We start from the raw sequence: 20510 nt of genomic DNA, 5'->3' as shown, positions 1-20510 counted from the left end.
GCGGGGAGTTCCGTTTTTCTGGCGGCGGTGCATCGTGCGCGCATGAATCGGGTACCCGGCACCCATGAGTAACCCGGATCACAGGCCAGCCGAAATACGCGACCAGGCGCAGGTCCATGCCGAGCAGGCGCGGGCGACGATGGAGGAGCGGCGCAGCGACCAGGGCGGCGGATTGAGCGGTTGGGTCGCCGAGCGCGCCGGCAGGTGGGATCTCAGCGGGCAGGACGAGACCACCCTGCAACGCCAGAAGTACCTCTGGAATGTCTTGGTGGACTACTGGTTTCGCATGGAGATCGACGGCTGGGAGAACGTTCCGGCGCCGCCGGCACTGCTGGTCGGCATCCACTCCGGCGCTCCGTTCGTCTGGGATGCCTGGACCGTCGGTCTGCAGTGGTGGCGTCGTTTCGGTCAGGAACGCCCGCTACACGGCACGGCGCATGACGCGTTGATGGCGATTCCGGTGATCGGACGGTACTTCCGGTCCATGGGGGTGCTTCCGGCCGCGCCGGACGCCATCGCCACCGCCCTGGCCGAGGGGCGTGATGTTGCGCTGTGGCCCGGCGGCGAAGTGGACTCGCTGCGCCCGTGGATCGAGCGCGACCAAGCCAACCTGGCGGGCCGAAAAGGGTTCGTGAAGATGGCGATTCGGGCGGGCGTTCCCGTCGTGCCGATCGCCACGGTGGGCGGCGCCGACGCGATGCCCGTGCTGATCCGCGGTGACAAGCTGTCAAAGGCCTTGCAGCTCGACCGCCTGCTGCGCCTCAAAGTGTTCCCCTTGGCGATCTCACTGCCGTGGGGGATCGCGCCCGCGGCGCTGCCGCAGCTTCCGCTGCCGGCCAAGATCAGGACCCGGTTCATGCCGCCCGTGGAACTCGACCACGATCCCGCACGCGCGGAGGACGAAGCCTACGTCGACCGCAAGTACCGTGAGATCCAGGACTCCATCCAGCAGGGCATGGACGCGCTCGCCCGCAAGCGCGCCTTCCCGCTATTCGGCTGACGAAAGAATCAGTGCGGCAAGGTGTTCGAGGCGGAGGTCGCCGTCGCCCACATCACCGTCGGTTCGCTGACAATCCATTCCGGATGCGGTGGGGTTGCCGCCATGTAGCCCACGCCTCGGACGGTGTCGATCATCGACTGGTGCCGAGGACCGAGCTTGGCGCGCAGTCGGCGGACGTGGACGTCGACCGAGCGGACGCGGCCGTTGCTGTCGTAGCCCCACGCCTCGTGCATCAGGCGGGTCCGCGTGAAAGGCCGACCGGCGTGCTGTACAAGGAAACTCAGCAGTTTGAACTCGGTCAGCGTCAAACCCAGGTCTCTGCCCTCCAGTGACCCGGTGAAGCCGGTCGGGTGCAAAAGCAGGGCGCCGAATCTCAGGCTGCCGTCGATTGCGTTGCGCCGCTGCGTAATCGCGCGCCGCAGCCGTTCCTGCAGCTCGTTGGCGTCGGCGCCGGACGGCATGACGTCGTCAACGACCCCGTCACCGTCCCAGTCGCCGTCGACCGTCACTGCGCCGGTCCGCTCCACCAGGGCCACCACCGCGGTGGCGGGGGCCTCGGTGGTCAGCCGACGGCACGCCTCCCGGGCGGCCGCGAGGTCGCCACGCGCGTCGACAATTGCGACGTCGCCGGGATCGGCCGGCGCATCGCGGTCACCGGTCAGTGGCGCGCGTCTCTTGATTCGCGCGAACGACGGCAGGGGCGGCAGCGCCCCGTCGAAGTCGTCCGCGTCGGTCAGCAATAGAACGTCCAACCAACATCTCCCGAACTTCGCGTGGGTGTGTTCCCCCCCGCCGTAGGCATCCCGCAGGGAGATGTCTGCCAGCGCAGCGCTGATTACCCGCTCGTCGCGAAATTAAGCAAAATGTCTCGAGGAGATTGCCGACCGCGCCGGCCTGGCTAACTCGGCGCGCCCCTCGTCGCCGGAAAAAGTCGATGGGTCCGGTCCGTTTGCACAGACCGGACCCATCCTTCCAGCAAGCTACTGATTGGCCTTCTGGCGCTGCTCAGCGGCCTCGGCGCCGCCGCGCGCCGCCTCGGCCTCGGCTTCCTTCTTCGCCGCGTCTCGCTGTGCTTCCGCCTTGTCCTGCTGGGCCTGGCCCTCGCGGGTCAGGTCGTCACGGCCGATCACCGCACCAGCGGCTTCCTTGGCCTTGCCCTTGACGTCTTCGACGACGCCCTTGACAGCTTCAGCAGGTCCCGAGTTGTTGTCCGCCATGGATCAGTTCCTCCTCATAGGCGTACCTTGAGCGATCGCTCAATGCCGATCGCCGAGGCGACCGGTCCGGTCAACGGCGGGTTGGCCCTTATTCTCAAGACCGTGAATTCCCACCGCGTTGGTGCGGATTCCCCCTGTCGGCCATCGCTCAAACATTCGCCGGCCGAGGGCGGCGGGGCGGGCCGACGGCCGGCCGGACCTGGGTCGATCTGCTCGAAAAGCCGTCCGCATCGCCAACTCTGCGCATAATGCACCCCACCGGCGCCCCGTTGTGCTGCGATGAGGCAGGATGTGAAATGCCGTTCCGGATGTGCTCACCCCGGGATGGCACTCTCATGCGAGGAGCCTGATGACGGAGTCCAGCGAGCCCCCAGCCGCCGGCGCGGCGGCTCCGAAGGAAAACATGGCACCGGAGAACGGATCGGCCGCCGGGCAACCGCGAACCCGGCCCAAGTACTCCCGGGTGTTGCTCAAGCTTGGCGGCGAGATGTTCGGCGGTGGCCAGGTCGGTCTGGACCCCGATGTCGTGGCGCGGGTGGCCCGCCAGATAGCCGAGGTGGTTCGCGACGGCGTCCAGGTCGCCGTCGTGATCGGTGGCGGCAACTTCTTCCGCGGCGCGCAGCTGCAGCAGCGCGGCATGGAACGCACCCGTTCGGACTATATGGGCATGCTCGGCACGGTCATGAACAGCCTTGCGCTGCAGGACTTCCTGGAGAAGGAAGGCATCGTGACCCGGGTGCAGACCGCGATCACCATGGGCCAGGTCGCCGAGCCCTACCTGCCGCTGCGTGCCGTACGGCACCTGGAGAAGGGGCGGGTGGTGATTTTCGGGGCCGGCATGGGGCTGCCGTACTTTTCCACCGACACCACGGCCGCGCAGCGGGCGCTGGAGATCGGCGCGGAGGTGGTCTTGATGGCCAAGGCGGTCGACGGGGTGTTTTCCGCGGATCCCCGGCAGAACCCGCACGCCGAGCTCATCGCCGCGATCAGCCACCGCGAGGTCATCGACCGAGGCCTGCGAGTAGCCGATGCCACCGCGTTCAGCCTCTGCATGGACAATGGCATGCCGATCCTGGTGTTCAACCTGCTGACCAATGGCAATATCGCCCGCGCGGTCGCCGGTGAGAAAATCGGGACACTGGTCACCACCTGAGGGGAAGAGCGAAGATGATCCGCGCTGGCGACGACGCACAACGCAGTGATGAACAGGAGCGGGCGCAATGATTGACGAGGCTCTCTTCGACGCCGAAGAGAAGATGGAGAAGGCCGTAGCGGTGGCCCGTGACGACTTGTCAACCATTCGGACCGGCCGCGCCAACCCCGGCATGTTCTCCCGGATCGTCATCGACTACTACGGCGCCACCACCCCGATCACGCAGCTGGCCAGCATCAACGTGCCGGAGGCGCGGCTCGTCGTCATCAAGCCCTACGAGGCCAGTCAGCTCGGCGCGATCGAAACGGCGATTCGCAACTCCGACCTGGGCGTCAACCCCACCAACGACGGCACCCTCATCCGGGTGGCGGTGCCACAACTCACCGAGGAGCGACGGCGGGAGCTGGTCAAACAGGCCAAGGGCAAGGGGGAAGACGCCAAGGTGTCGGTGCGCAACATCCGCCGCAAAGCGATGGAGGAGTTGCATCGCATCCGCAAGGACGGCGAGGCCGGCGAGGACGAGGTCGGCCGGGCGGAGAAAGACCTGGACAAGTCCACCCACCAGTACATCACCCAGATCGAAGACCTGGTCAAGCACAAAGAAGGCGAGCTGCTGGAGGTCTAGCGGCCGCCCAGCAGCTGAGTTCACCCAGGTCCGTGGCTAATACCGGCGCAGCCAGCCCGCCCGACGAGCCGCCGCGTGAGGCCACCAAGGCCACGCAGGCGGCCAAGAAGACGTCCCGTGCGGGACGTGACCTGCGCGCCGCCATCGCGGTGGGCGCGGGGATCGGCGGCGTGTTGATCGTGACGCTGGTGTACGCGCCGCGCTACTGGGTTCCCATCGTCGCGCTCGCGATCTTCGTCGCCACCATTGAGGTGGCGCGGCGGCTGGGCGAGGCCGGGTACGTCATCCCGCTCATCCCGTTGCTGATCGGCGGCCAGGTCACCGTCTGGCTGACGTGGCCCTATCATGCCGCAGGCGCCCTGGCCGGGTTCGGCGCCACCGTGGTGGTCTGCAACGTGTGGCGGCTGTTCATGCAGGACAACAGCAAGCGGCCCGAGCCGTTCGCCGGTTCGCCTTCGGCGAATTATCTGCGCGACGCGTCGGCGACCGTGTTCCTGGCCGCGTGGGTACCGCTGTTCGCCTCGTTCGGCGCCATGCTGGTCTACCCGCAGGACGGCGCGGGCCGGGTGTTTTGCCTGATGGTCACCGTCGTCGCCTCCGATGTGGGCGGCTATGCCGTGGGCGTCCTGCTTGGCAAGCACCCGATGGTTCCCGCGATCAGCCCGAAGAAGTCCTGGGAGGGTTTCGCCGGCTCGCTCTTTTTCGGGATCACCGCGGCGATCCTGACGGCCACCTTCCTGGCCGGCAAACCGCCCTGGATCGGCGCGCTGCTGGGCGTCGTCCTGGTGCTCACCTGCACGCTCGGCGACCTGGTCGAATCCCAGATCAAGCGCGACCTGGGCATCAAGGACATGGGCCGCCTGCTGCCCGGCCACGGGGGTCTGATGGACCGGCTCGACGGCGTGCTGCCCTCGGCGGTCGCGGCGTGGACGGTGCTGACGCTCGTTCACTGAGAAGGGCCGATACTGGACTGGTCATGGTCCAACAACTGGTTTTCACCGAACCCCGCCCCGCCAGGCCGCCGCGGCACCTGGCCGACTTGGACGCGGAAGGCCGCGCGGCGGCCGTCGCTGAGCTGGGCCTGCCGGCGTTCCGCGCCAAGCAGCTCGCGCATCAGTACTACGGCCGCCTGATCGCCGACCCGCGCGAGATGACCGACCTCCCGGCCGCCGTGCGGGACCGGGTCGCCGAAGCGATGTTCCCGCGCCTGCTCACCTCGGCCGCCGAAGTCACCTGTGACGCCGGGCAGACCCGAAAGACGTTGTGGCGCGGCACCGATGGGACGACGTTCGAGTCGGTGCTGATGCGCTACCCGCAGCGCAACACCGTGTGCATCTCGTCGCAGGCCGGCTGTGGCATGGCCTGCCCGTTCTGCGCGACGGGGCAGGGCGGACTGACCCGTAACCTGTCGACCGCGGAGATCCTCGAACAAGTGCGTTCGGCCGCGGTCGCCCTGCGGGATGACTTCGGCGATCGGCTGTCCAACATCGTGTTCATGGGCATGGGGGAGCCGCTGGCCAACTACGCCAGGGTGGTGGCCGCGGTGCGTCGCATCACCGAGCCGCCGCCGCACGGCTTCGGCATCTCCGCGCGCTCGGTCACCGTGTCGACCGTCGGGCTGGCTCCGGCCATCCGCAAACTGGCCGACGAGCGGCTCGGGGTGACGCTGGCGCTGTCGCTGCACGCGCCGGACGACGAACTGCGCGACACGCTGGTGCCGGTCAACAACCGGTGGAAGATCGCCGAGGCGCTCGACGCCGCCCGCTACTACGCCGACGTCACCGGTCGCCGGGTGTCGGTGGAGTACGCGTTGATCCGCGACGTCAACGACCAGCCGTGGCGGGCCGATCTGCTCGGCAAGCGCCTGCACCGGGCGCTCGGCCCGCTCGTGCACGTCAACCTGATCCCGCTGAACCCGACCCCGGGCAGTGAGTGGGACGCCAGCCCCAAGCCGGTAGAGCGAGAGTTCGTCCGGCGGGTCCGGGCGCAAGGGGTTTCGTGCACCGTCCGGGACACGCGCGGGCGGGAGATCAGCGCCGCGTGCGGACAGCTGGCCGCCGACGGCGGGTAGCTGGAGCGCAGGCGATCAGGCAGCCGCGTGCGGACAGCTGGGGGCTGACGGCGGGTAGCTGGAGCGCAGGCGATCAGGCAACCGCGTGCGGACAGCTGGCCGCCGACGGCGGGTAGCGCCTACCTGATCCAGCCGCGCCGGCGGCCCCACAGGTCGCGGACCAGAGCGGCGAGCACCAGCGCGGCGAACCCGATGAGGAACCAGTTCTCGACGTGGCCGACGTGGTTGCCGCGCAGCATCGCCAGCAGGAATCCGAAGATCACCAGACCGGTGATGTGCCAGGTGCGGTGATTGATCCTGCTCCAACCCCACGCCGCCGACGGCACCTCGACGGTGTCGACGCCGGTGAACTGTTCCACCTCGGTACTGGCCACGGTGAATCCCTTTCGTGATCGGCTGGTAGGAGAGATTCTGGCACACCCGCCGCGGCACCGAGCGGGCACAATGAGTGAGTGACTAACGCGACATCCGACGGCCGCCTGCGGGTGCTGGTGCTGGGCAGCACCGGTTCCATCGGCACTCAGGCGCTGGAGGTGATAGCGGCCCACCCGGACCGTTTCGAGGTGGTCGGCCTGGCCGCGGGGGGTGCGAACCTGGACACGCTGCTACGCCAGCGCGCCGACACCGGGGTCACCAACATCGCCGTCGCCGACGAACGCGCGGCGCAGATCGCCGACGTCCCGTACCGCGGTCCCGACGCGGTGACCCGCCTGGTCGAGGACACCGAGGCCGACGTCGTGCTCAACGCGCTGGTGGGCGCGCTGGGCCTGCGCCCGACGCTGGCCGCGCTGGAATCGGGCGCCCGGCTGGCGCTGGCCAACAAGGAGTCGCTGGTCGCCGGTGGTCCGCTGGTGTTGCGCGCGGCGCGCCCGGGCCAGATCGTGCCCGTCGACTCCGAACACTCCGCGCTGGCCCAGTGCCTGCGCGGCGGTGCCCCCGAGGAAGTGGCCAAGCTGGTGCTGACCGCCTCCGGCGGCCCGTTTCGCCGCTGGACCGCCGCGCAGCTCGAGAGTGTCACCCCGGAGCAGGCCGGCGCCCACCCGACCTGGTCGATGGGGCCGATGAACACGCTGAACTCGGCCTCGCTGGTCAACAAGGGGCTCGAACTGATCGAAACGCACCTGCTGTTCGGCATCGCGTATGACCGCATCGAGGTCGTCGTGCATCCGCAGTCGATTGTTCACTCGATGGTCACGTTCGTGGACGGCTCGACCATCGCCCAGGCCAGCCCGCCGGACATGAAGCTGCCCATCTCGCTGGCCCTGGGTTGGCCGAACCGAGTTCCCGGGGTGGCCGCGTCCTGCGACTTCAGCACCGCGTCCAGCTGGGAATTCGAACCGCTGGACAGTGAGGTTTTCCCCGCCGTCGAGCTGGCCCGGTATGCCGGCCAGACCGGCGGCTGTATGACCGCCGTGTACAACGCGGCCAACGAAGAAGCGGCCGCGGCGTTCCTTGAGGGCCGGGTGGGATTCCCCGTCATCGTGAAAACCATCGCCGAGGTGCTGCACGCCGCAGACCAATGGGCGCTTTCACCCGCTAACGTGGATGAGGTACTGGACGCGCAGCGCTGGGCTAGGGAGAAGGCCAGACGCCGAATCGATCGAGTCGCGCACGCACGGCCCACCGAGGCTTCCGTCAACGCCTCCGGAATGGTGTGAGAAAGGTCCCGCAGCGGAGATGATGTTCGTTATCGGCATTGTGCTGTTCGCCCTCGCCATCCTGGTGTCGGTGGCCCTGCACGAGTGCGGTCACATGTGGGTCGCTCGTGCCACCGGCATGAAGGTGCGCCGCTATTTCGTCGGGTTCGGGCCCACGCTGTGGTCGACGCGCCGCGGCGAGACCGAGTACGGCCTCAAGGCCGTGCCGCTGGGCGGCTTCTGCGACATCGCCGGGATGACCTCGGTCGAGGAGCTGGCTCCCGACGAAACCGACCGCGCGATGTACAAGCAGGACGTGTGGAAGCGCGTCGCGGTGCTGTTCGCCGGTCCGGCCATGAACTTCGTCATCTGCCTGGTGCTGATCTATGGCATCGCATTGGTCTGGGGCCTGCCCAACCTGCACCCGCCGACCAAGGCGGTGATTGGCGAAACCGCTTGTGTCGCGCCGGAAGTCGCCCCGGGGAAGATCGCGGACTGCGCCGGTCCCGGTCCCGCGGCGCTGGCCGGAATCCGCGCGGGCGACGTCGTGGTCAAGGTCGGCGACACCCCCGTGTCCACGTTCGAGGACATGGCCGCCGCGGTCCGCAAGCTGCACGGCACCGTTCCGGTCGTCGTCGAGCGCGGGGGCAAGACGATCACCACCTACGTCGACGTCACGCCCACCCAGCGTTTCCTGACCAACGGGCAGGGCGGTCAGGCGGCGCCCTCGACCGTCGGCGCCATCGGCGTCGCCGCCGTCAAGCTGGCGCCCGCGCACTACGGCGTGCTCTCCGCGGTGCCGGCCACGTTCGCGTTCACCGCCGACCTCACCCGCGAGGTGGGCAAGGCGCTGGTCACCATCCCGACCAAGGTGGGCGCGCTGGTGCACGCCATCGGCGGTGGGCAGCGCGATCCGCAGACCCCGATGAGCGTGGTCGGCGCCAGCATCATCGGCGGCGACACCGTCGACCACGGGCTGTGGGTCGCGTTCTGGTTCTTCCTGGCCCAGCTGAACCTCATCCTGGGCGCGATCAACCTGGTCCCGCTGCTGCCCTTCGACGGCGGCCACATCGCCATCGCGGTGTTCGAGAAGATCCGCAACCTGATCCGGTCGGCGCGCGGCATGGTCGCGGCCGCGCCGGTGAATTACCTCAAGCTGATGCCCGCCACCTACGTCGTGCTGGTGTTCGTGGTCGGCTACATGCTGCTGACCGTGACCGCTGATCTGGTCAATCCGATCAGGCTCTTCCAGTAAGTGAGAGAAGGCAGAAAGTGACCATTGGCCTGGGCATGCCTGACGCTCCGGCGCCCACGCTCGCCCCCCGGCGCAAGACGCGCCAACTCATGGTCCGCGACGTCGGGGTGGGCAGCGACTATCCGATTTCCGTGCAGTCGATGTGCACCACCAAGACCCACGACGTCAACGCGACGCTGCAGCAGATCGCGGAGCTGACCGCCGCCGGCTGCGACATCGTGCGGGTGGCCTGCCCGCGCCAGGAGGACGCCGACGCGCTGGCCGCGATCGCCAAGAAGAGCCAGATCCCGGTGATCGCCGACATCCACTTCCAGCCGAAGTACATCTTCGCCGCCATCGACGCGGGGTGTGCGGCGGTGCGGGTGAACCCCGGCAACATCAAGGAATTCGACGGCCGGGTCGGCGAGGTCGCCAAGGCCGCCGCGGCGGCCGGCATCCCGATCCGCATCGGCGTCAACGCGGGCTCGCTGGACAAGCGCTTCATGGAGAAGTACGGCAAGGCCACCCCCGAGGCGCTGGTGGAGTCCGCGCTGTGGGAGGCCTCGCTGTTCGAGGAGCACGGCTTCGGCGACATCAAGATCAGCGTCAAGCACAACGACCCCGTCGTGATGGTCGCCGCCTACGAGCAGCTGGCCGCCCAGTGCGACTACCCGCTGCACCTCGGCGTCACCGAGGCCGGCCCGGCCTTCCAGGGCACCATCAAGTCCGCGGTCGCGTTCGGCGCCCTGCTGTCGCGCGGCATCGGCGACACCATCCGGGTGTCGCTGTCCGCGCCGCCGGTGGAAGAGGTCAAGGTCGGCATCCAGATCCTCGAGTCGCTGAACCTGCGTCCGCGCGGGTTGGAGATCGTCTCCTGCCCGTCGTGCGGTCGCGCGCAGGTCGACGTCTACACCCTGGCCAACGAGGTCACCGCCGGCCTGGACGGCCTCGACGTGCCGCTGCGGGTCGCGGTGATGGGGTGCGTGGTGAACGGCCCGGGCGAGGCGCGCGAGGCCGACCTGGGCGTGGCGTCGGGAAATGGCAAGGGGCAGATCTTCGTTCGCGGCGAAGTGATCAAGACGGTGCCGGAATCCCAGATCGTCGAGACGCTGATCGAGGAGGCCCAGCGATTGGCGGCCGCAATGGCCACCGAGACGGGCGCCGATCACGGTCCTGACACAACATCCAGCGGTTCGCCGATCGTGACCGTAAGCTGATGGGGGCCGGATTCCTCGTGCCGGTCCTTTAGTTCGCAGCACAGAGAGTTCCGCCAGATGTCGGCTCCGCCCCTGTTCCGCCTTGTCGGTGAGCGACGGGTGTCCGTGGTGCGCGACGCCGCCGCCGTCTGGCGGGTGTTCGACGAGGATCCGGTCGGGTCGTGCATGGTCGCGTCCCGGGTGGCCGACCACGGCATCGACCCGAACTCCATCGGCGGCGAACTGTGGACCCTGCGTGGCGCGGAGGAATCGCTATGCTTCGCCGGCGCCAACCTGATCCCGCTTCGCGGCACACCCGCGGACATGGACGCCTTCGCCGACGAGGCGATGAGCGGAACGCGCCGCTGTTCCTCGCTGGTCGGCAGGGCGGACCTGGTGATGCGGATGTGGGAGCGGCTCGAGTCGGCGTGGGGCCCGGCCCGCGACGTGCGCGACAGCCAGCCGCTGCTGGCGCTGTCCAGGCATCCCGACTGCGACATCGACCCCGGCGTGCGCCAGGTCCGGCCGGACGAGCTGGACGCCTATCTGGTGGCCGCGGTGGACATGTTCATCGGCGAGGTGGGCGTCGACCCCCGCATCGGTGACGGCGGTCGCGGGTACCGGCGGCGGGTGGCGAGCCTGATCGCGGCCGGCCGCGCCTGGGCCCGCTTCGAGCACGGCCAGGTCGTCTTCAAGGCCGAGGTGGGTTCGCAGTCGCCGGGCGTCGGCCAGATCCAAGGGGTCTGGGTGCACCCGGAGTGGCGGGGCCTGGGCCTGGGCACCGCAGGCACCGCGACGGTGGCCGCCGTGGTCGTCGGCAGCGGGCGTACCGCCAGCCTGTACGTGAACAGCTTCAACACGGTCGCGCGCGCGGCCTACGCTCGTGTCGGCTTCGCCGAGGTGGGCACCTTCGCGACGGTCTTGCTGGACTAGGTCGGCCTGCCGCCGAACGCCCGGCTGGCCGGGCGCTGGGCGGCGAACGCCCGGCTGGCCGGGCGTTCGGGAGATCCCGCGCGTGCATAACGATCGCGTCTCGGTGTGTCGACACCGAGCCAACAGCCGGCCTTCATAACATCTGTACCAATGGTCACAAAAACCCCACTGGTCATCGCGACGGCCGGATTGCTCCTCGCGGCCGCCGCCCTGTCCGGGTGCACGCCGCGGCCCGACGGCCCGGGGCCGGCGGCCGAGAAGTTCTTCGGTGCTCTGGCCATCGGCGACACCGCCACGGCCGCGCAACTCAGCGACAACCCCAACGAGGCCCGCGAGGCGCTCAACGCGGCGTGGGCGGGCCTGCAGGCCAGTCACCTCGACACGCAGATCCTCAACGCCAAGTACGCCGAGGACACCGGAACGATCGGCTACCGCTTCACCTGGCGCCTGCCCAAGAACCGCACCTGGACCTACGACGGCCAGCTGAAGATGGCGCGCGACGAGGGGCGCTGGGAGGTCCGTTGGACCACCACCGACCTGCACCCCAAACTGGGCGAGCACCAGACATTCGCGCTGCGGGCCGACGCCCCGCGGCGCGCTTCGGTCAACGAGCTCGGGGGCAGCGACGTGCTGGTGCCCGGCTACCTGTACCACTACACGTTGGACGCCACCCAGGCCGGATCCGGGGCCGCCCTGATCGGGACGGCGCACGCGATCGTCGACGTCCTGCGTCCCTTCAACGGCGCGCTGAACGACCCGCAATTGCTCGCCGAGCAGGCCAGCTCCGCGACGCAACAGGTGGACCTGGTGACGCTGCACCCAGACGACAACGACAAGGTCTTCCCGGCGATCGGCCGGCTGCCCGGTGTCGTGGTCACGCCCCAGCCCGAGATGTTGCCCACCGACCCGCATTTCGCGTCGGCCGTCATGTCCGAGGTGAAGAAGGCCGTGGTCGACCAGCTCGACGGCGAGGCGGGCTGGCGGGTGGTCAGCGTCAACCAGAACGGTGTCGAGGTCGAAGTCCTGCACGAGGTGCCGGGATCGCCGGCGCCGTCGATCTCGATCACGCTCGACCGGGTGGTGCAGAACGCCGCCCAGCGCGCGGTGGACACCCGCGGCGGCAAGGCGATGATGGTCGTGATCAAGCCGTCGACGGGGGAGATCCTGGCGATCGCCCAGAACGGGGGCGCCGACGCCGACGGCCTGGTGGCCACCACCGGCCTGTTCCCGCCAGGGTCGACGTTCAAGATGGTGACCGCGGGCGCGGCCGTCGACCGCGACATGGCCACCCCCAACACGATGCTGGGCTGCCCGGGCCATCTGGACATCGGGCACCGCACCATCCCCAACTACGGGGGTTTCGACCTCGGCGTGGTGCCGATGTCCCGGGCGTTCGCCAGTTCCTGCAACACCACCTTCGCCGAGCTGAGCAGCCGGATGCCGCCCCGGGGCCTGACGCAGGCCGCCAGCCGGTACGGGATCGGGCTGGACTATCAGGTGGACGGCATCACCACGGTGACCGGGTCGGTGCCGCCGACGGTGGACCTCGCCGAGCGCACCGAGGACGGCTTCGGCCAGGGCAAGGTGCTGGCCAGCCCGTTCGGCATGGCCCTGGTGGCGGCGACCGTTGCCGCAGGCAAGACCCCGACGCCGCAGCTCATCGCGGGCCGGCCCACCGCGGTTCAGGGCGACACCACGCCGATCAGCCCCAAGATGGTCGACGCGCTGCGGCCCATGATGCGGCTGGTGGTGACCAATGGGACCGCCAAGGAGATCGCCGGCTGCGGCGCGGTCTACGGGAAGACGGGTGAGGCCGAGTTCCCGGGCGGATCGCATTCCTGGTTCGCCGGATACCGCGGCGACCTGGCGTTCGCGTCGCTGATCGTCGGGGGCGGCAGCTCGGAATACGCGGTTCGGATGACCAAGGTGATGTTCGAGTCGCTGCCGCCGGACTTCCTGGCCTGACGCCGCTCGCAAGCGCGGCGTCTGCGCCGGGCGCAGCGGGGCGGCGCCATCGAGCCTGACGCCGCTCGCAAGCGCGGCGTCTGCGCCGGGCGCAGCGGGGCGGCGCCATCTGGCCTGACGCGGTCCCCGGGGCCGCTTCGGCGGTAAATTGCGAGCATGACGGATACCGGCGGCGACATGGTCGCGTTGCGGGTCTCGGACGCCGACCGCAACGGCACGATGCGGCGGCTGCACAACGTCGTCGCGCTGGGCCTGATCGATATCGACGAGTTCGAGCAGCGCTCGTCGCAGGTGTCCTACGCGCGCACCCGGGGAGAGCTCGACGGGCTGGTCGGCGACCTGCCCGGTCCCGGCGCCATCGTCACGTCCGCGGCCGACCGGGTCGAGTTGCGCGGCTGGGCCGGCTCACTCAAACGGCACGGGGAGTGGACGGTGCCGACCCGCCTGGCGCTGGTCCGGCGGCTGGGATCGATCGAACTCGACCTCACCAGGGCCCGGTTTGCCGGCCCGGTGGTGGTCATCGAACTCGACATGCGATTCGGCTCAGTGGAGATCCGGCTGCCCGACGGCGCCAGCGCGTCGATCGACGACGTCCAGGTCTACGTGGGCAGCGCCCGCGACCGCCGCAAGGACGCGCCGGGCGAAGGGCGACCGCACGTCGTGCTGACGGGGCGGGTGGTGTGCGGCTCGGTGACCATCCGGGGACCGCGTCGCTCGTTGCTGCGCGGCCGCTTCGGCCGAGCCGGCGTCGCGCGGCGTGATTAAGCTGGTCGGCATGCCCGCCCGCACCGCGCTTTCCCCCGGAGAGTTGTCCCCGACTCTGCCGGTGCCCAGCCGCATCCCCCGTCCGGAATACGCCTGGAAGGCAGGCGTGCGCGAGGGCAGCGAGCCGTGGGTGCAGACCCCCGAGGTGATCGAGAAGATGCGGGTCGCCGGCCGAATCGCGGCCGGCGCGCTGCAGGAGGCCGGCAAAGCGGTGGCGCCCGGGGTGACGACCGACGAACTGGACCGGATCGCCCACGAGTACATGATCGACCACGGCGCCTACCCGTCCACCCTGGGCTACAAGGGCTTTCCGAAGTCGTGCTGCACGTCGCTCAACGAGGTGATCTGCCACGGGATCCCCGACTCGACGGTGATCGAGGACGGCGACATCGTCAACATCGACGTGACCGCCTACATCGACGGGGTGCACGGCGACACCAACGCGACCTTCCTCGCCGGCGACGTCGCCGAGGAACACCGGCTGCTGGTCGAGCGGACCCGGGAGGCGACGATGCGCGCGATCAACGCCGTCAAGCCGGGGCGGGCGCTGTCGGTCGTCGGCCGCGTCATCGAGGCCTACGCGAATCGGTTCGGCTACAACGTCGTTCGCGACTTCACCGGTCACGGCATCGGGACCACCTTCCACAACGGCCTGGTCGTGCTGCACTACGACCAGCCCTCGGTCACGACGGTCATGCAGCCGGGCATGACGTTCACCATCGAACCGATGATCAACCTCGGCGGCCTGGACTACGAGATCTGGGACGACGGCTGGACGGTGGTCACCAAGGACCGCAAGTGGACGGCGCAGTTCGAGCACACCCTGCTGGTGACCGACACCGGCGTCGAAATCCTCACCTCGATATAAGCGGCCGTGGACCCTTGAGCGGGGCGCTGCTGGTCGCCGGCACCAGCTCCGACGCCGGGAAATCGGTGGTGGTCGCGGGCTTGTGCCGGCTGTTGGCCCGCCGCGGCGTTCGGGTGGCGCCGTTCAAGGCGCAGAACATGTCCAACAATTCCGTGGTCACCGTCGAGGGCGGCGAGATCGGCCGGGCCCAGGCGCTGCAGGCGCGGGCGGCGGGGCTGGAGCCCAGCGTGCGGTTCAACCCGATCCTGGTCAAACCGGGCAGCGACCGGACGTCGCAGCTGGTGATCCGGGGAAGGGTCGCGGATTCGGTTACCGCGGCAAGCTATGTGAAGCATCGCGACCGCCTCGCGCGGATCGTCGCAGACGAATTGTCCAGCCTGCGCGAAGAATTCGACGCGGTCATCTGTGAGGGCGCCGGCTCGCCGGCCGAAATCAACCTGCGGGCAACTGATTTGGCCAACATGGGCCTGGCCAGGGCGGCGAACCTGCCGGTGATCCTGGTCGGTGACATCGACCGCGGCGGGCTGCTCGCGCACCTGTTCGGGACGGTCGCGGTCCTCGAGCCCGGCGACCAGGAGCTGATCGCGGGCTTCGTCGTCAACAAATTCCGCGGGGATCCCGCGCTGCTGGAGCCCGGGCTGCGCCAGCTGCAGGAAATAACCGGCCGCCCGACCTACGGGGTGCTGCCCTACGCCGACGAGCTCTGGCTGGACGCCGAGGACTCGCTGTCGGTGGTGGCGCACCGCGTCGTCGGCACCCCGGCGCCGCCGCACGGACGCGAGTGGCTGCGGGTGGCCGCGATCCGGCTGCCGCGGATCTCCAACTCGACCGACGTCGAGGCGCTGGCCTGCGAACCCGGCGTCCTGGTGCGCTGGAGCACCGACCCGGCCGACCTGGCCGACACCGACCTGATCGTGATCCCCGGGAGCAAGTCCACCGTCGCCGACCTCGCCTGGCTGCGCGACCGCGGCCTGGCCGACGCGATCACCGGGCACGCCGCAACCGGCAAGCCGGTGCTGGGCATCTGCGGGGGCTTCCAAATGCTGTGCCGGCGTATCGACGACACCGTGGAATCGCGGGCGGGCGAGGTCGCCGGGCTGGGGCTGTTGGACGCCGACATCGCCTTCGGCGAGGCCAAGATTCTGCGCCGGTGGCCGCCGCCGCTCGCCGGCTACGAGATCCATCATGGCCGGGTGACGCGGTCCGCCGAACAGAGCTGGTTCGGCGCGGACGGCGGGCGCGACGGCGAGCCGTGCGGCTTCGTGCGGGGGGCGGTCTTCGGGACCCACTGGCACGGCCTGCTCGACAACGACGACTTCCGCCGCGGGTGGCTCACCCGCGTCGCGGCCGCGGCCGGCCGCGACGGGTTCGTCGTCGCCCACACCGACGTCGCCGCGCGACGCGACGCCCAGGTGGACACCGTCTCCGATTTGCTGGCCGCCCATCTCGATATCGACGCGGTTCTCGGCCTGCTCGACGGTCCGCCGCCGCGCCGACCGCATATCGCAACTCAATTGCGGCCGTAGGGCATTCACGGGTATGTGCGGGCACGGGAACCGAATTTGCGGCGACGCAGAACCCGTTGGGCGCGCATGGAATTCGACAAATCCTCGCGCGCGCAGGCCGATCGGTTGTAGCGTGCGTAGATGCCCTCCATGATGACCACGCTCGACGGGTTCCCCGTCCCGGTCGCGGTGGCTGGTCCCGAGCAGGGCGTCGTGGTGGTCATCCTGGGGGACGAGGAACGCGCACCCGCCGCGTACGACGCGGTATGCGAGCGTCTGCACACGGCATCGCTTCGCACGGTCGTCATCGGTCTCGACCCGCGGCTGACCCCGAAGTCGGTGGTCGGCATTCTCGACGCGCTGGGGATCGGGTGGGCCGTGGTGGTGGGCGACCGCGCCGGCGGCGACCTGGCCTGGGAGTTGGCGGCGACGAAGCTGGGCCGGTTCGTCGGCCTGGTGGTGATCGACCGCGGGCACCCGCGGGCGGCCGATCGCGACGGGGTCGTGCGCGACGATCACTGCCCGCCCGTGGAGATCGGCACCACGGTCCTGTTCAGCTCCCCGGCCGCGCGGGCGGTGGCGCGCGCCAGCCAGCAGTACGTCTACGCCGAATACCGCGTGGTGCATCTGGGCAGGCGCACGGTGCAGGAGTCGACCGCACAGTTGGCCGCCGAGATCGTGCTGCGCACCAGCACCTGGTGATCCCCGGCTTGGTGCACGGAACCCCCACTGGCGCAAGCGGATTACCGGTGCTCGCGTGCGTCGTCCGCCGCGATCGGCGGTGATGACCCCCGGGCGGTAACGTGTCGGGCGGGGCGCGGGAATTGACGGCGGTCATCGATCGGCGGTCATCGATCGGAAGGGATGCGCGATGGTGCACGCCTCTCGGCGCCCGGTGGTGGGCCTGACCTCGTACCTGGAGCGGGTGCAGACCGGGATCTGGGACATGCCCGCGGGCTACCTGCCGGCCGATTACTTCCAGGGGATCGTCCTGGCCGGCGGGGCCGCGGTGTTGCTACCACCGCAACCGGCGGAACCGGAGACGGTGGGCGCGGTCCTCGACAGCCTGCACGCGCTGGTGATCACCGGCGGCTACGATCTGGACCCCGCCGCCTATGGCCAGCAACCGCATGCGGCCACCGATGAGCCGCGCGCCGCCCGCGACGCCTGGGAGCTCGCGCTGCTGCGCGGCGCGCTGGATCGGGGCCTGCCGGTGCTGGGCATCTGCCGCGGCGCGCAGGTGCTCAACGTCGCTCTCGGCGGCACCCTGCACCAGCACCTGCCCGACGTGATCGGTCACGACGGGCATCGGGCGGGCCAAGGGGTGTTCACCCGGTTGCCGGTGCGCACCGCCGCGGGCAGCCGGCTGGCGGCGCTGGTGGGCGAGTCCACCGATGCGGCCTGCTACCACCATCAGGCGATCGACGAAGTCGGTGCGGGCCTGGTGGTCAGCGCCTGGGATCCCGACGGCGTGGTGGAGGCGCTGGAGTTGCCCGGCGACGGGTTTGTGCTTGCGGTGCAATGGCATCCGGAACAGTCCCTGGACGACTTGCGCCTCTTCGCCGCCGTGGTGGACGCCGCGCGATCGTACGCGGGCTGACCCGGCGCTAGGCGACCGTGCCGCGGTAGACGGCCATCGGCGTGGCGGCCGCCGCCCAGGCCCGGGGCACCGACAGCGCCCCGACCGACGCCCCGCCGCCGGCGCGCACGGTGGTTGCCGGGCGGCGGCCACCACGCCGGTCGGGCAGCAGGCACCGCAGTGCCGCCGCCTTGTTGAGTGAATTCAGGTTGGCGATCGCGACACCCGACGGCGCCGTTAGCGAGCTGAGCTTGGACAGGGGGCAGGTCGCCGACGCCAGGGAGACGTCGAACGTGGCCAGCGGTGATTCCGACAGCGCCCGCAGGGCGGCGGGGGCGGTGAAGATCAGCTGCCTGCCGGCCGACAGCATCTCCGGCGCGGACTTCAGCGCCCAGGTGCCGTCGCCCGCGCCGTCGGGCGGGGCGGTGAACGGCGTGAGGACCGCGGCTTGCGCCGAAGCCTCGGCGTAGGCGTACATGGCCCCGGCGTCCCGGGCCCACATTCGCTCGTACTCGGCCTCGGTGTCGGCGATCACCGGGCCGGCCAGTCCCAGCGCGTCGGCCAGGGCCAGCGAGCCGCGCAGCGCGCGGTTGGCCGCGATCACCGACGGTGGCACCGTAGCCGCCACAGCCGTTTCGGCGGCCCGCGCCGCCGCCGCGGCCTGGGTGGCCGCCTGCTCGGCCCGTATCGCGGTGGCGTTCAGCCAATCGATGTAGGGCGCCGCGCCGTCGGGAGCGGCCGTCGGGCCCTCCCATCCGGCCAGCAGCTTCGAGGTGACCGCCCGGTAGTCCGCGACCGCGGTGTGCAGCCGGGTGGCCAGGCGGGCCCAGGCCGTCGCGGCTTCCTGCATCGGCTGCGGGCCGGGGCCGTCATGCATTTGCCTGGAGATGATTTCGGGCGGGAGCGTCGTGAAGTTCATGGTTGTCTCTGCCTAACGACGGCGGTATGGGCCCGTTGGGGCCGTTGCGAGCACAGTGGACTCTTCTGTTGGGACGTAGGCCGAAGGGTTACGGCCTCACCGCACCCGCGGCGGTGCAACGACGGCGGCCGCCGCGGGCGACTGATCCCTCAGCAACGGGCGATGCAGAGCCGCGTCAACAGGTCCCGGTCACGGGGAACCGCCCGGGGATCACGGGAGGGTGGGCCGGACAACCGAAATGCCGCGGCCGCGAACGAATCCGGCAACGGCGAGCCGATCGACGGGAGTGACGAGCGCTCCCACGTCGGCGGCCGGTCCCGCGTCATCCACGCGTTCTTGATGGTCTTGTGATGTGCCGGCGTGGAGCCGGACGAAAAGCGCGGCGCGACAGGGTTGACGCGGTCCGCCCGCGCCGGCGCCGTGTTCGCGCCGGCCTGCACGGTCTGCTGGTGCTGCCCCGCAGCCTGCGGAAGCCCCACACCGGCCACCGCGGTCCCACACGACGCCCAGCCCGCGGTGACCGCGCCGAACAGTCCGAGCGCCACAACGATCGCGATGGCTGACCGCCAACGCGAAACCCGACGGGTGCCTCCGACTGTCACAGTGGCCCGAACCTACAACGCGAGGCTTGGACGACAAGGCAAGCCAGCTGTGAAAACGATCAAAGTCCGGTGTGTGTCAACGGTCACCGCTTTGCCGGTCGCGCTACGCGGCAGGGGATTTGAACGCGATGAGCGGGATGGCCATTTCGACGGGTGTCGCCGCGCCGTGAAAGCCGATGAGCCGGGCCGTTTCCGGCGGTTCGTGCCCGGTGGCCAGGATGGCGGCATCGCCGGTGCAGACGGCGACGACGTCGCCGATCCGCGCCAGATGTACCGGGCTGACCGGCCCGAACATTCCGGTGGCCACGGCCTGCTCGCGGCTGTAGACGTGCGCCCTGCCCTCGAGTACCTCACTCCAGGCGGCCTGAACGTCAGCCGCGGCGCCCGGCTCGGTGTGCAGGTAGCGCACCCGCGGTTCGCCCGCGACCACGCGGACTCCCGCGGCCAGCCGCGCGTCGGCGGCAAGGTCGACACGGGCGTCCGGCGGCACGTTGAAACCGCCGTGGTCGGCCGTCACCAGCAGCGCCGCCCTCGGGGGCAGCGTCTCGACCAGCCGGGTCAGCAGCGCGTCCACCTTGGCCGCCGCCTCGTGCCACTGGCCGGAGCCGACGCCGAACGCGTGCGCCGCGGTGTCCAGGGCGGCGGTGTACCCGTAGACCAGACCCGGCGCCGCGTGCAGCTCGTCTGCCACTGTCTGCGCGTTGTCGTCCGTTGGCTGGACCGGGCGGAATTCCGCGCCGCGATACGCCGCGTCGGTCAGCCCGCTGCCCAGGAACGCGGCCGGCAACACGGCGCGCGCCCTCACACCGGCCTGGTTCAGCCGCCCGAACCAGGTCGGCAGCGGCTGCCACTGGGTGTGTGGCGGATCGTCGCGCCACAGGATGTGATTGAGCACCCGGTCGGTGCCGGGAACGTTGAGCGTGAAGCCCAGGATCCCGTGTTCGCCGGGCTGCGCCCCGGTGCCCAGGGAAACCAGGCTCGTCGGCGTGGTCGACGGGAAGGTGCAGGCGAGCTCCGTGAGGCGCCCCGTTTGCCCGGCGAGCACCGCGGCGAGCAACGGGGCGCTGCCGGCGAGGTCGCCGAGCAGGTGCCAGCCCATCCCGTCCACCAGCACAACCGCGACGCGATCGAGCTCAGCGGTTCCGCCGAGCCAGTCGGCCACGCCCAGCCGGTCGACGGCGCCCGGCGCGCCGAGCAGTGCGGCGACGGCGGGCAGCACGTCGCGCAGGGAACCGGGCATC

At 70.1% G+C, this 20510-nt stretch carries 21 protein-coding genes; 15 read left to right on the top strand and 6 right to left on the bottom strand.

The genetic code is table 11. From position 1 onward, the window contains the following. Nucleotides 1–64: 64 nt before the first annotated feature. Entirely contained in the window at nt 65–1000 is a 936-nt protein-coding gene (locus C1737_RS10645; protein ID WP_102418133.1) for a lysophospholipid acyltransferase family protein, read from the top strand. Nucleotides 1001–1008: 8 nt separating this feature from the next. On the opposite strand, the gene C1737_RS10640 is transcribed toward C1737_RS10645, so the two are convergent. Together C1737_RS10640 and C1737_RS10635 are read right to left on the bottom strand one after the other, a co-directional pair. Continuing rightward, nucleotides 1009–1752: a winged helix family transcriptional regulator gene (locus tag C1737_RS10640; RefSeq protein ID WP_068099257.1), complete on the bottom strand. Its 744-nt coding sequence runs from the start codon at nt 1750–1752 to the stop codon at nt 1009–1011. A gap of 228 nt (nt 1753–1980) precedes the next feature. Beyond that, nucleotides 1981–2217: a CsbD family protein gene (locus C1737_RS10635; protein WP_067921042.1), complete on the bottom strand. Its 237-nt coding sequence runs from the start codon at nt 2215–2217 to the stop codon at nt 1981–1983. A gap of 349 nt (nt 2218–2566) precedes the next feature. Here C1737_RS10635 and pyrH point away from each other — a divergent pair, with 349 nt between their 5' ends. The 4 genes from pyrH to rlmN all read left to right on the top strand — a co-directional run bounded on the left by pyrH (nt 2567) and on the right by rlmN (nt 6066). Continuing rightward, on the top strand, nt 2567–3370 hold the full coding sequence (gene pyrH, locus C1737_RS10630; protein ID WP_082973179.1) for a UMP kinase: 804 nt from the start codon (nt 2567–2569) through the stop codon (nt 3368–3370). Nucleotides 3371–3437: 67 nt separating this feature from the next. After that, entirely contained in the window at nt 3438–3995 is a 558-nt protein-coding gene (frr, locus tag C1737_RS10625) for a ribosome recycling factor (RefSeq protein WP_067921038.1), read from the top strand. A 131-nt stretch (nt 3996–4126) separates the two neighbouring features. Continuing rightward, nucleotides 4127–4948 carry a phosphatidate cytidylyltransferase gene (locus C1737_RS10620; RefSeq protein WP_369804538.1) on the top strand — a complete coding sequence of 274 codons (822 nt, stop codon included), beginning with the start codon at nt 4127–4129 and terminating at the stop codon, nt 4946–4948. 23 nt (nt 4949–4971) lie between these two features. After that, nucleotides 4972–6066, top strand: coding sequence for a 23S rRNA (adenine(2503)-C(2))-methyltransferase RlmN (gene rlmN / locus C1737_RS10615; RefSeq protein WP_102418131.1), 1095 nt, complete (start codon nt 4972–4974; stop codon nt 6064–6066). Between the two features lie 119 nt (nt 6067–6185). Here the strand turns inward: rlmN and C1737_RS10610 are convergent, their stop codons facing one another. Continuing rightward, nucleotides 6186–6440: a DUF2631 domain-containing protein gene (locus tag C1737_RS10610; RefSeq protein ID WP_067921031.1), complete on the bottom strand. Its 255-nt coding sequence runs from the start codon at nt 6438–6440 to the stop codon at nt 6186–6188. Nucleotides 6441–6518: 78 nt separating this feature from the next. On the opposite strand from C1737_RS10610, the gene dxr reads away from it, so the two are divergent. The 10 genes from dxr (at nt 6519) to C1737_RS10560 (ending at nt 17769) form a co-directional block, all read left to right on the top strand. Continuing rightward, on the top strand, nt 6519–7724 hold the full coding sequence (gene dxr, locus C1737_RS10605) for a 1-deoxy-D-xylulose-5-phosphate reductoisomerase (RefSeq protein ID WP_102418128.1): 1206 nt from the start codon (nt 6519–6521) through the stop codon (nt 7722–7724). 19 nt (nt 7725–7743) lie between these two features. Continuing rightward, a complete protein-coding gene (locus C1737_RS10600) occupies nt 7744–8958 on the top strand; it encodes an RIP metalloprotease (RefSeq protein WP_102418125.1) in 1215 nt (404 codons plus the stop codon). A 17-nt stretch (nt 8959–8975) separates the two neighbouring features. Next, entirely contained in the window at nt 8976–10154 is a 1179-nt protein-coding gene (gene ispG / locus C1737_RS10595) for a flavodoxin-dependent (E)-4-hydroxy-3-methylbut-2-enyl-diphosphate synthase (protein WP_067921026.1), read from the top strand. 57 nt (nt 10155–10211) lie between these two features. After that, a complete protein-coding gene (locus C1737_RS10590; protein ID WP_067921024.1) occupies nt 10212–11066 on the top strand; it encodes a GNAT family N-acetyltransferase in 855 nt (284 codons plus the stop codon). 150 nt (nt 11067–11216) lie between these two features. Then, nucleotides 11217–13031 (top strand): penicillin-binding transpeptidase domain-containing protein, encoded by a 1815-nt coding sequence (locus C1737_RS10585; RefSeq protein WP_102418123.1) that lies wholly within the window; start codon nt 11217–11219, stop codon nt 13029–13031. Nucleotides 13032–13187: 156 nt separating this feature from the next. Further along, a complete protein-coding gene (locus C1737_RS10580) occupies nt 13188–13796 on the top strand; it encodes a DUF1707 domain-containing protein (RefSeq protein WP_102418121.1) in 609 nt (202 codons plus the stop codon). Between the two features lie 10 nt (nt 13797–13806). Next, the gene (map, locus tag C1737_RS10575; protein ID WP_067921064.1) at nt 13807–14664 is read left to right on the top strand and encodes a type I methionyl aminopeptidase; all 858 of its coding nucleotides are present in this window, start codon (nt 13807–13809) and stop codon (nt 14662–14664) included. 14 nt (nt 14665–14678) lie between these two features. Next, nucleotides 14679–16190 carry a cobyric acid synthase gene (locus C1737_RS10570; RefSeq protein WP_068099251.1) on the top strand — a complete coding sequence of 504 codons (1512 nt, stop codon included), beginning with the start codon at nt 14679–14681 and terminating at the stop codon, nt 16188–16190. A 120-nt stretch (nt 16191–16310) separates the two neighbouring features. After that, nucleotides 16311–16871, top strand: coding sequence for an alpha/beta hydrolase (locus C1737_RS10565; RefSeq protein WP_197509161.1), 561 nt, complete (start codon nt 16311–16313; stop codon nt 16869–16871). 169 nt (nt 16872–17040) lie between these two features. Further along, nucleotides 17041–17769 (top strand): gamma-glutamyl-gamma-aminobutyrate hydrolase family protein, encoded by a 729-nt coding sequence (locus tag C1737_RS10560; RefSeq protein WP_231980720.1) that lies wholly within the window; start codon nt 17041–17043, stop codon nt 17767–17769. A gap of 7 nt (nt 17770–17776) precedes the next feature. On the opposite strand, the gene C1737_RS10555 is transcribed toward C1737_RS10560, so the two are convergent. From C1737_RS10555 to C1737_RS10545, 3 genes are all read right to left on the bottom strand, one after another. Further along, nucleotides 17777–18667: a PPE family protein gene (locus C1737_RS10555; protein WP_102418118.1), complete on the bottom strand. Its 891-nt coding sequence runs from the start codon at nt 18665–18667 to the stop codon at nt 17777–17779. A gap of 149 nt (nt 18668–18816) precedes the next feature. Next, the gene (locus C1737_RS10550) at nt 18817–19212 is read right to left on the bottom strand and encodes a hypothetical protein (protein ID WP_102418116.1); all 396 of its coding nucleotides are present in this window, start codon (nt 19210–19212) and stop codon (nt 18817–18819) included. Between the two features lie 160 nt (nt 19213–19372). Beyond that, entirely contained in the window at nt 19373–20509 is a 1137-nt protein-coding gene (locus C1737_RS10545) for an alkaline phosphatase family protein (RefSeq protein ID WP_068097372.1), read from the bottom strand. Between the last annotated feature and the right edge of the window lies 1 nt (nt 20510).

Origin of the sequence: Mycobacterium sp. 4858, from assembly GCF_900240975.1 — a bacterium.
Lineage (GTDB): Bacteria > Actinomycetota > Actinomycetes > Mycobacteriales > Mycobacteriaceae > Mycobacterium.
This window is presented reverse-complemented; position numbering and strand designations above follow the sequence as displayed.

Coding starts and splice junctions, on each gene's coding strand:
- C1737_RS10645 (WP_102418133.1), top strand. CDS start 65: ATGAGTAACCCGGATCACAGGCCAGCCGAAATACGCGACCAGGCGCAG.
- C1737_RS10635 (WP_067921042.1), bottom strand. CDS start 2,217: ATGGCGGACAACAACTCGGGACCTGCTGAAGCTGTCAAGGGCGTCGTC.
- pyrH (WP_082973179.1), top strand. CDS start 2,567: ATGACGGAGTCCAGCGAGCCCCCAGCCGCCGGCGCGGCGGCTCCGAAG.
- frr (WP_067921038.1), top strand. CDS start 3,438: ATGATTGACGAGGCTCTCTTCGACGCCGAAGAGAAGATGGAGAAGGCC.
- rlmN (WP_102418131.1), top strand. CDS start 4,972: ATGGTCCAACAACTGGTTTTCACCGAACCCCGCCCCGCCAGGCCGCCG.
- C1737_RS10600 (WP_102418125.1), top strand. CDS start 7,744: ATGATGTTCGTTATCGGCATTGTGCTGTTCGCCCTCGCCATCCTGGTG.
- C1737_RS10590 (WP_067921024.1), top strand. CDS start 10,212: ATGTCGGCTCCGCCCCTGTTCCGCCTTGTCGGTGAGCGACGGGTGTCC.
- C1737_RS10585 (WP_102418123.1), top strand. CDS start 11,217: ATGGTCACAAAAACCCCACTGGTCATCGCGACGGCCGGATTGCTCCTC.
- C1737_RS10580 (WP_102418121.1), top strand. CDS start 13,188: ATGACGGATACCGGCGGCGACATGGTCGCGTTGCGGGTCTCGGACGCC.
- map (WP_067921064.1), top strand. CDS start 13,807: ATGCCCGCCCGCACCGCGCTTTCCCCCGGAGAGTTGTCCCCGACTCTG.
- C1737_RS10565 (WP_197509161.1), top strand. CDS start 16,311: ATGCCCTCCATGATGACCACGCTCGACGGGTTCCCCGTCCCGGTCGCG.
- C1737_RS10560 (WP_231980720.1), top strand. CDS start 17,041: ATGGTGCACGCCTCTCGGCGCCCGGTGGTGGGCCTGACCTCGTACCTG.
- C1737_RS10555 (WP_102418118.1), bottom strand. CDS start 18,667: ATGAACTTCACGACGCTCCCGCCCGAAATCATCTCCAGGCAAATGCAT.
- C1737_RS10545 (WP_068097372.1), bottom strand. CDS start 20,509: ATGCCCGGTTCCCTGCGCGACGTGCTGCCCGCCGTCGCCGCACTGCTC.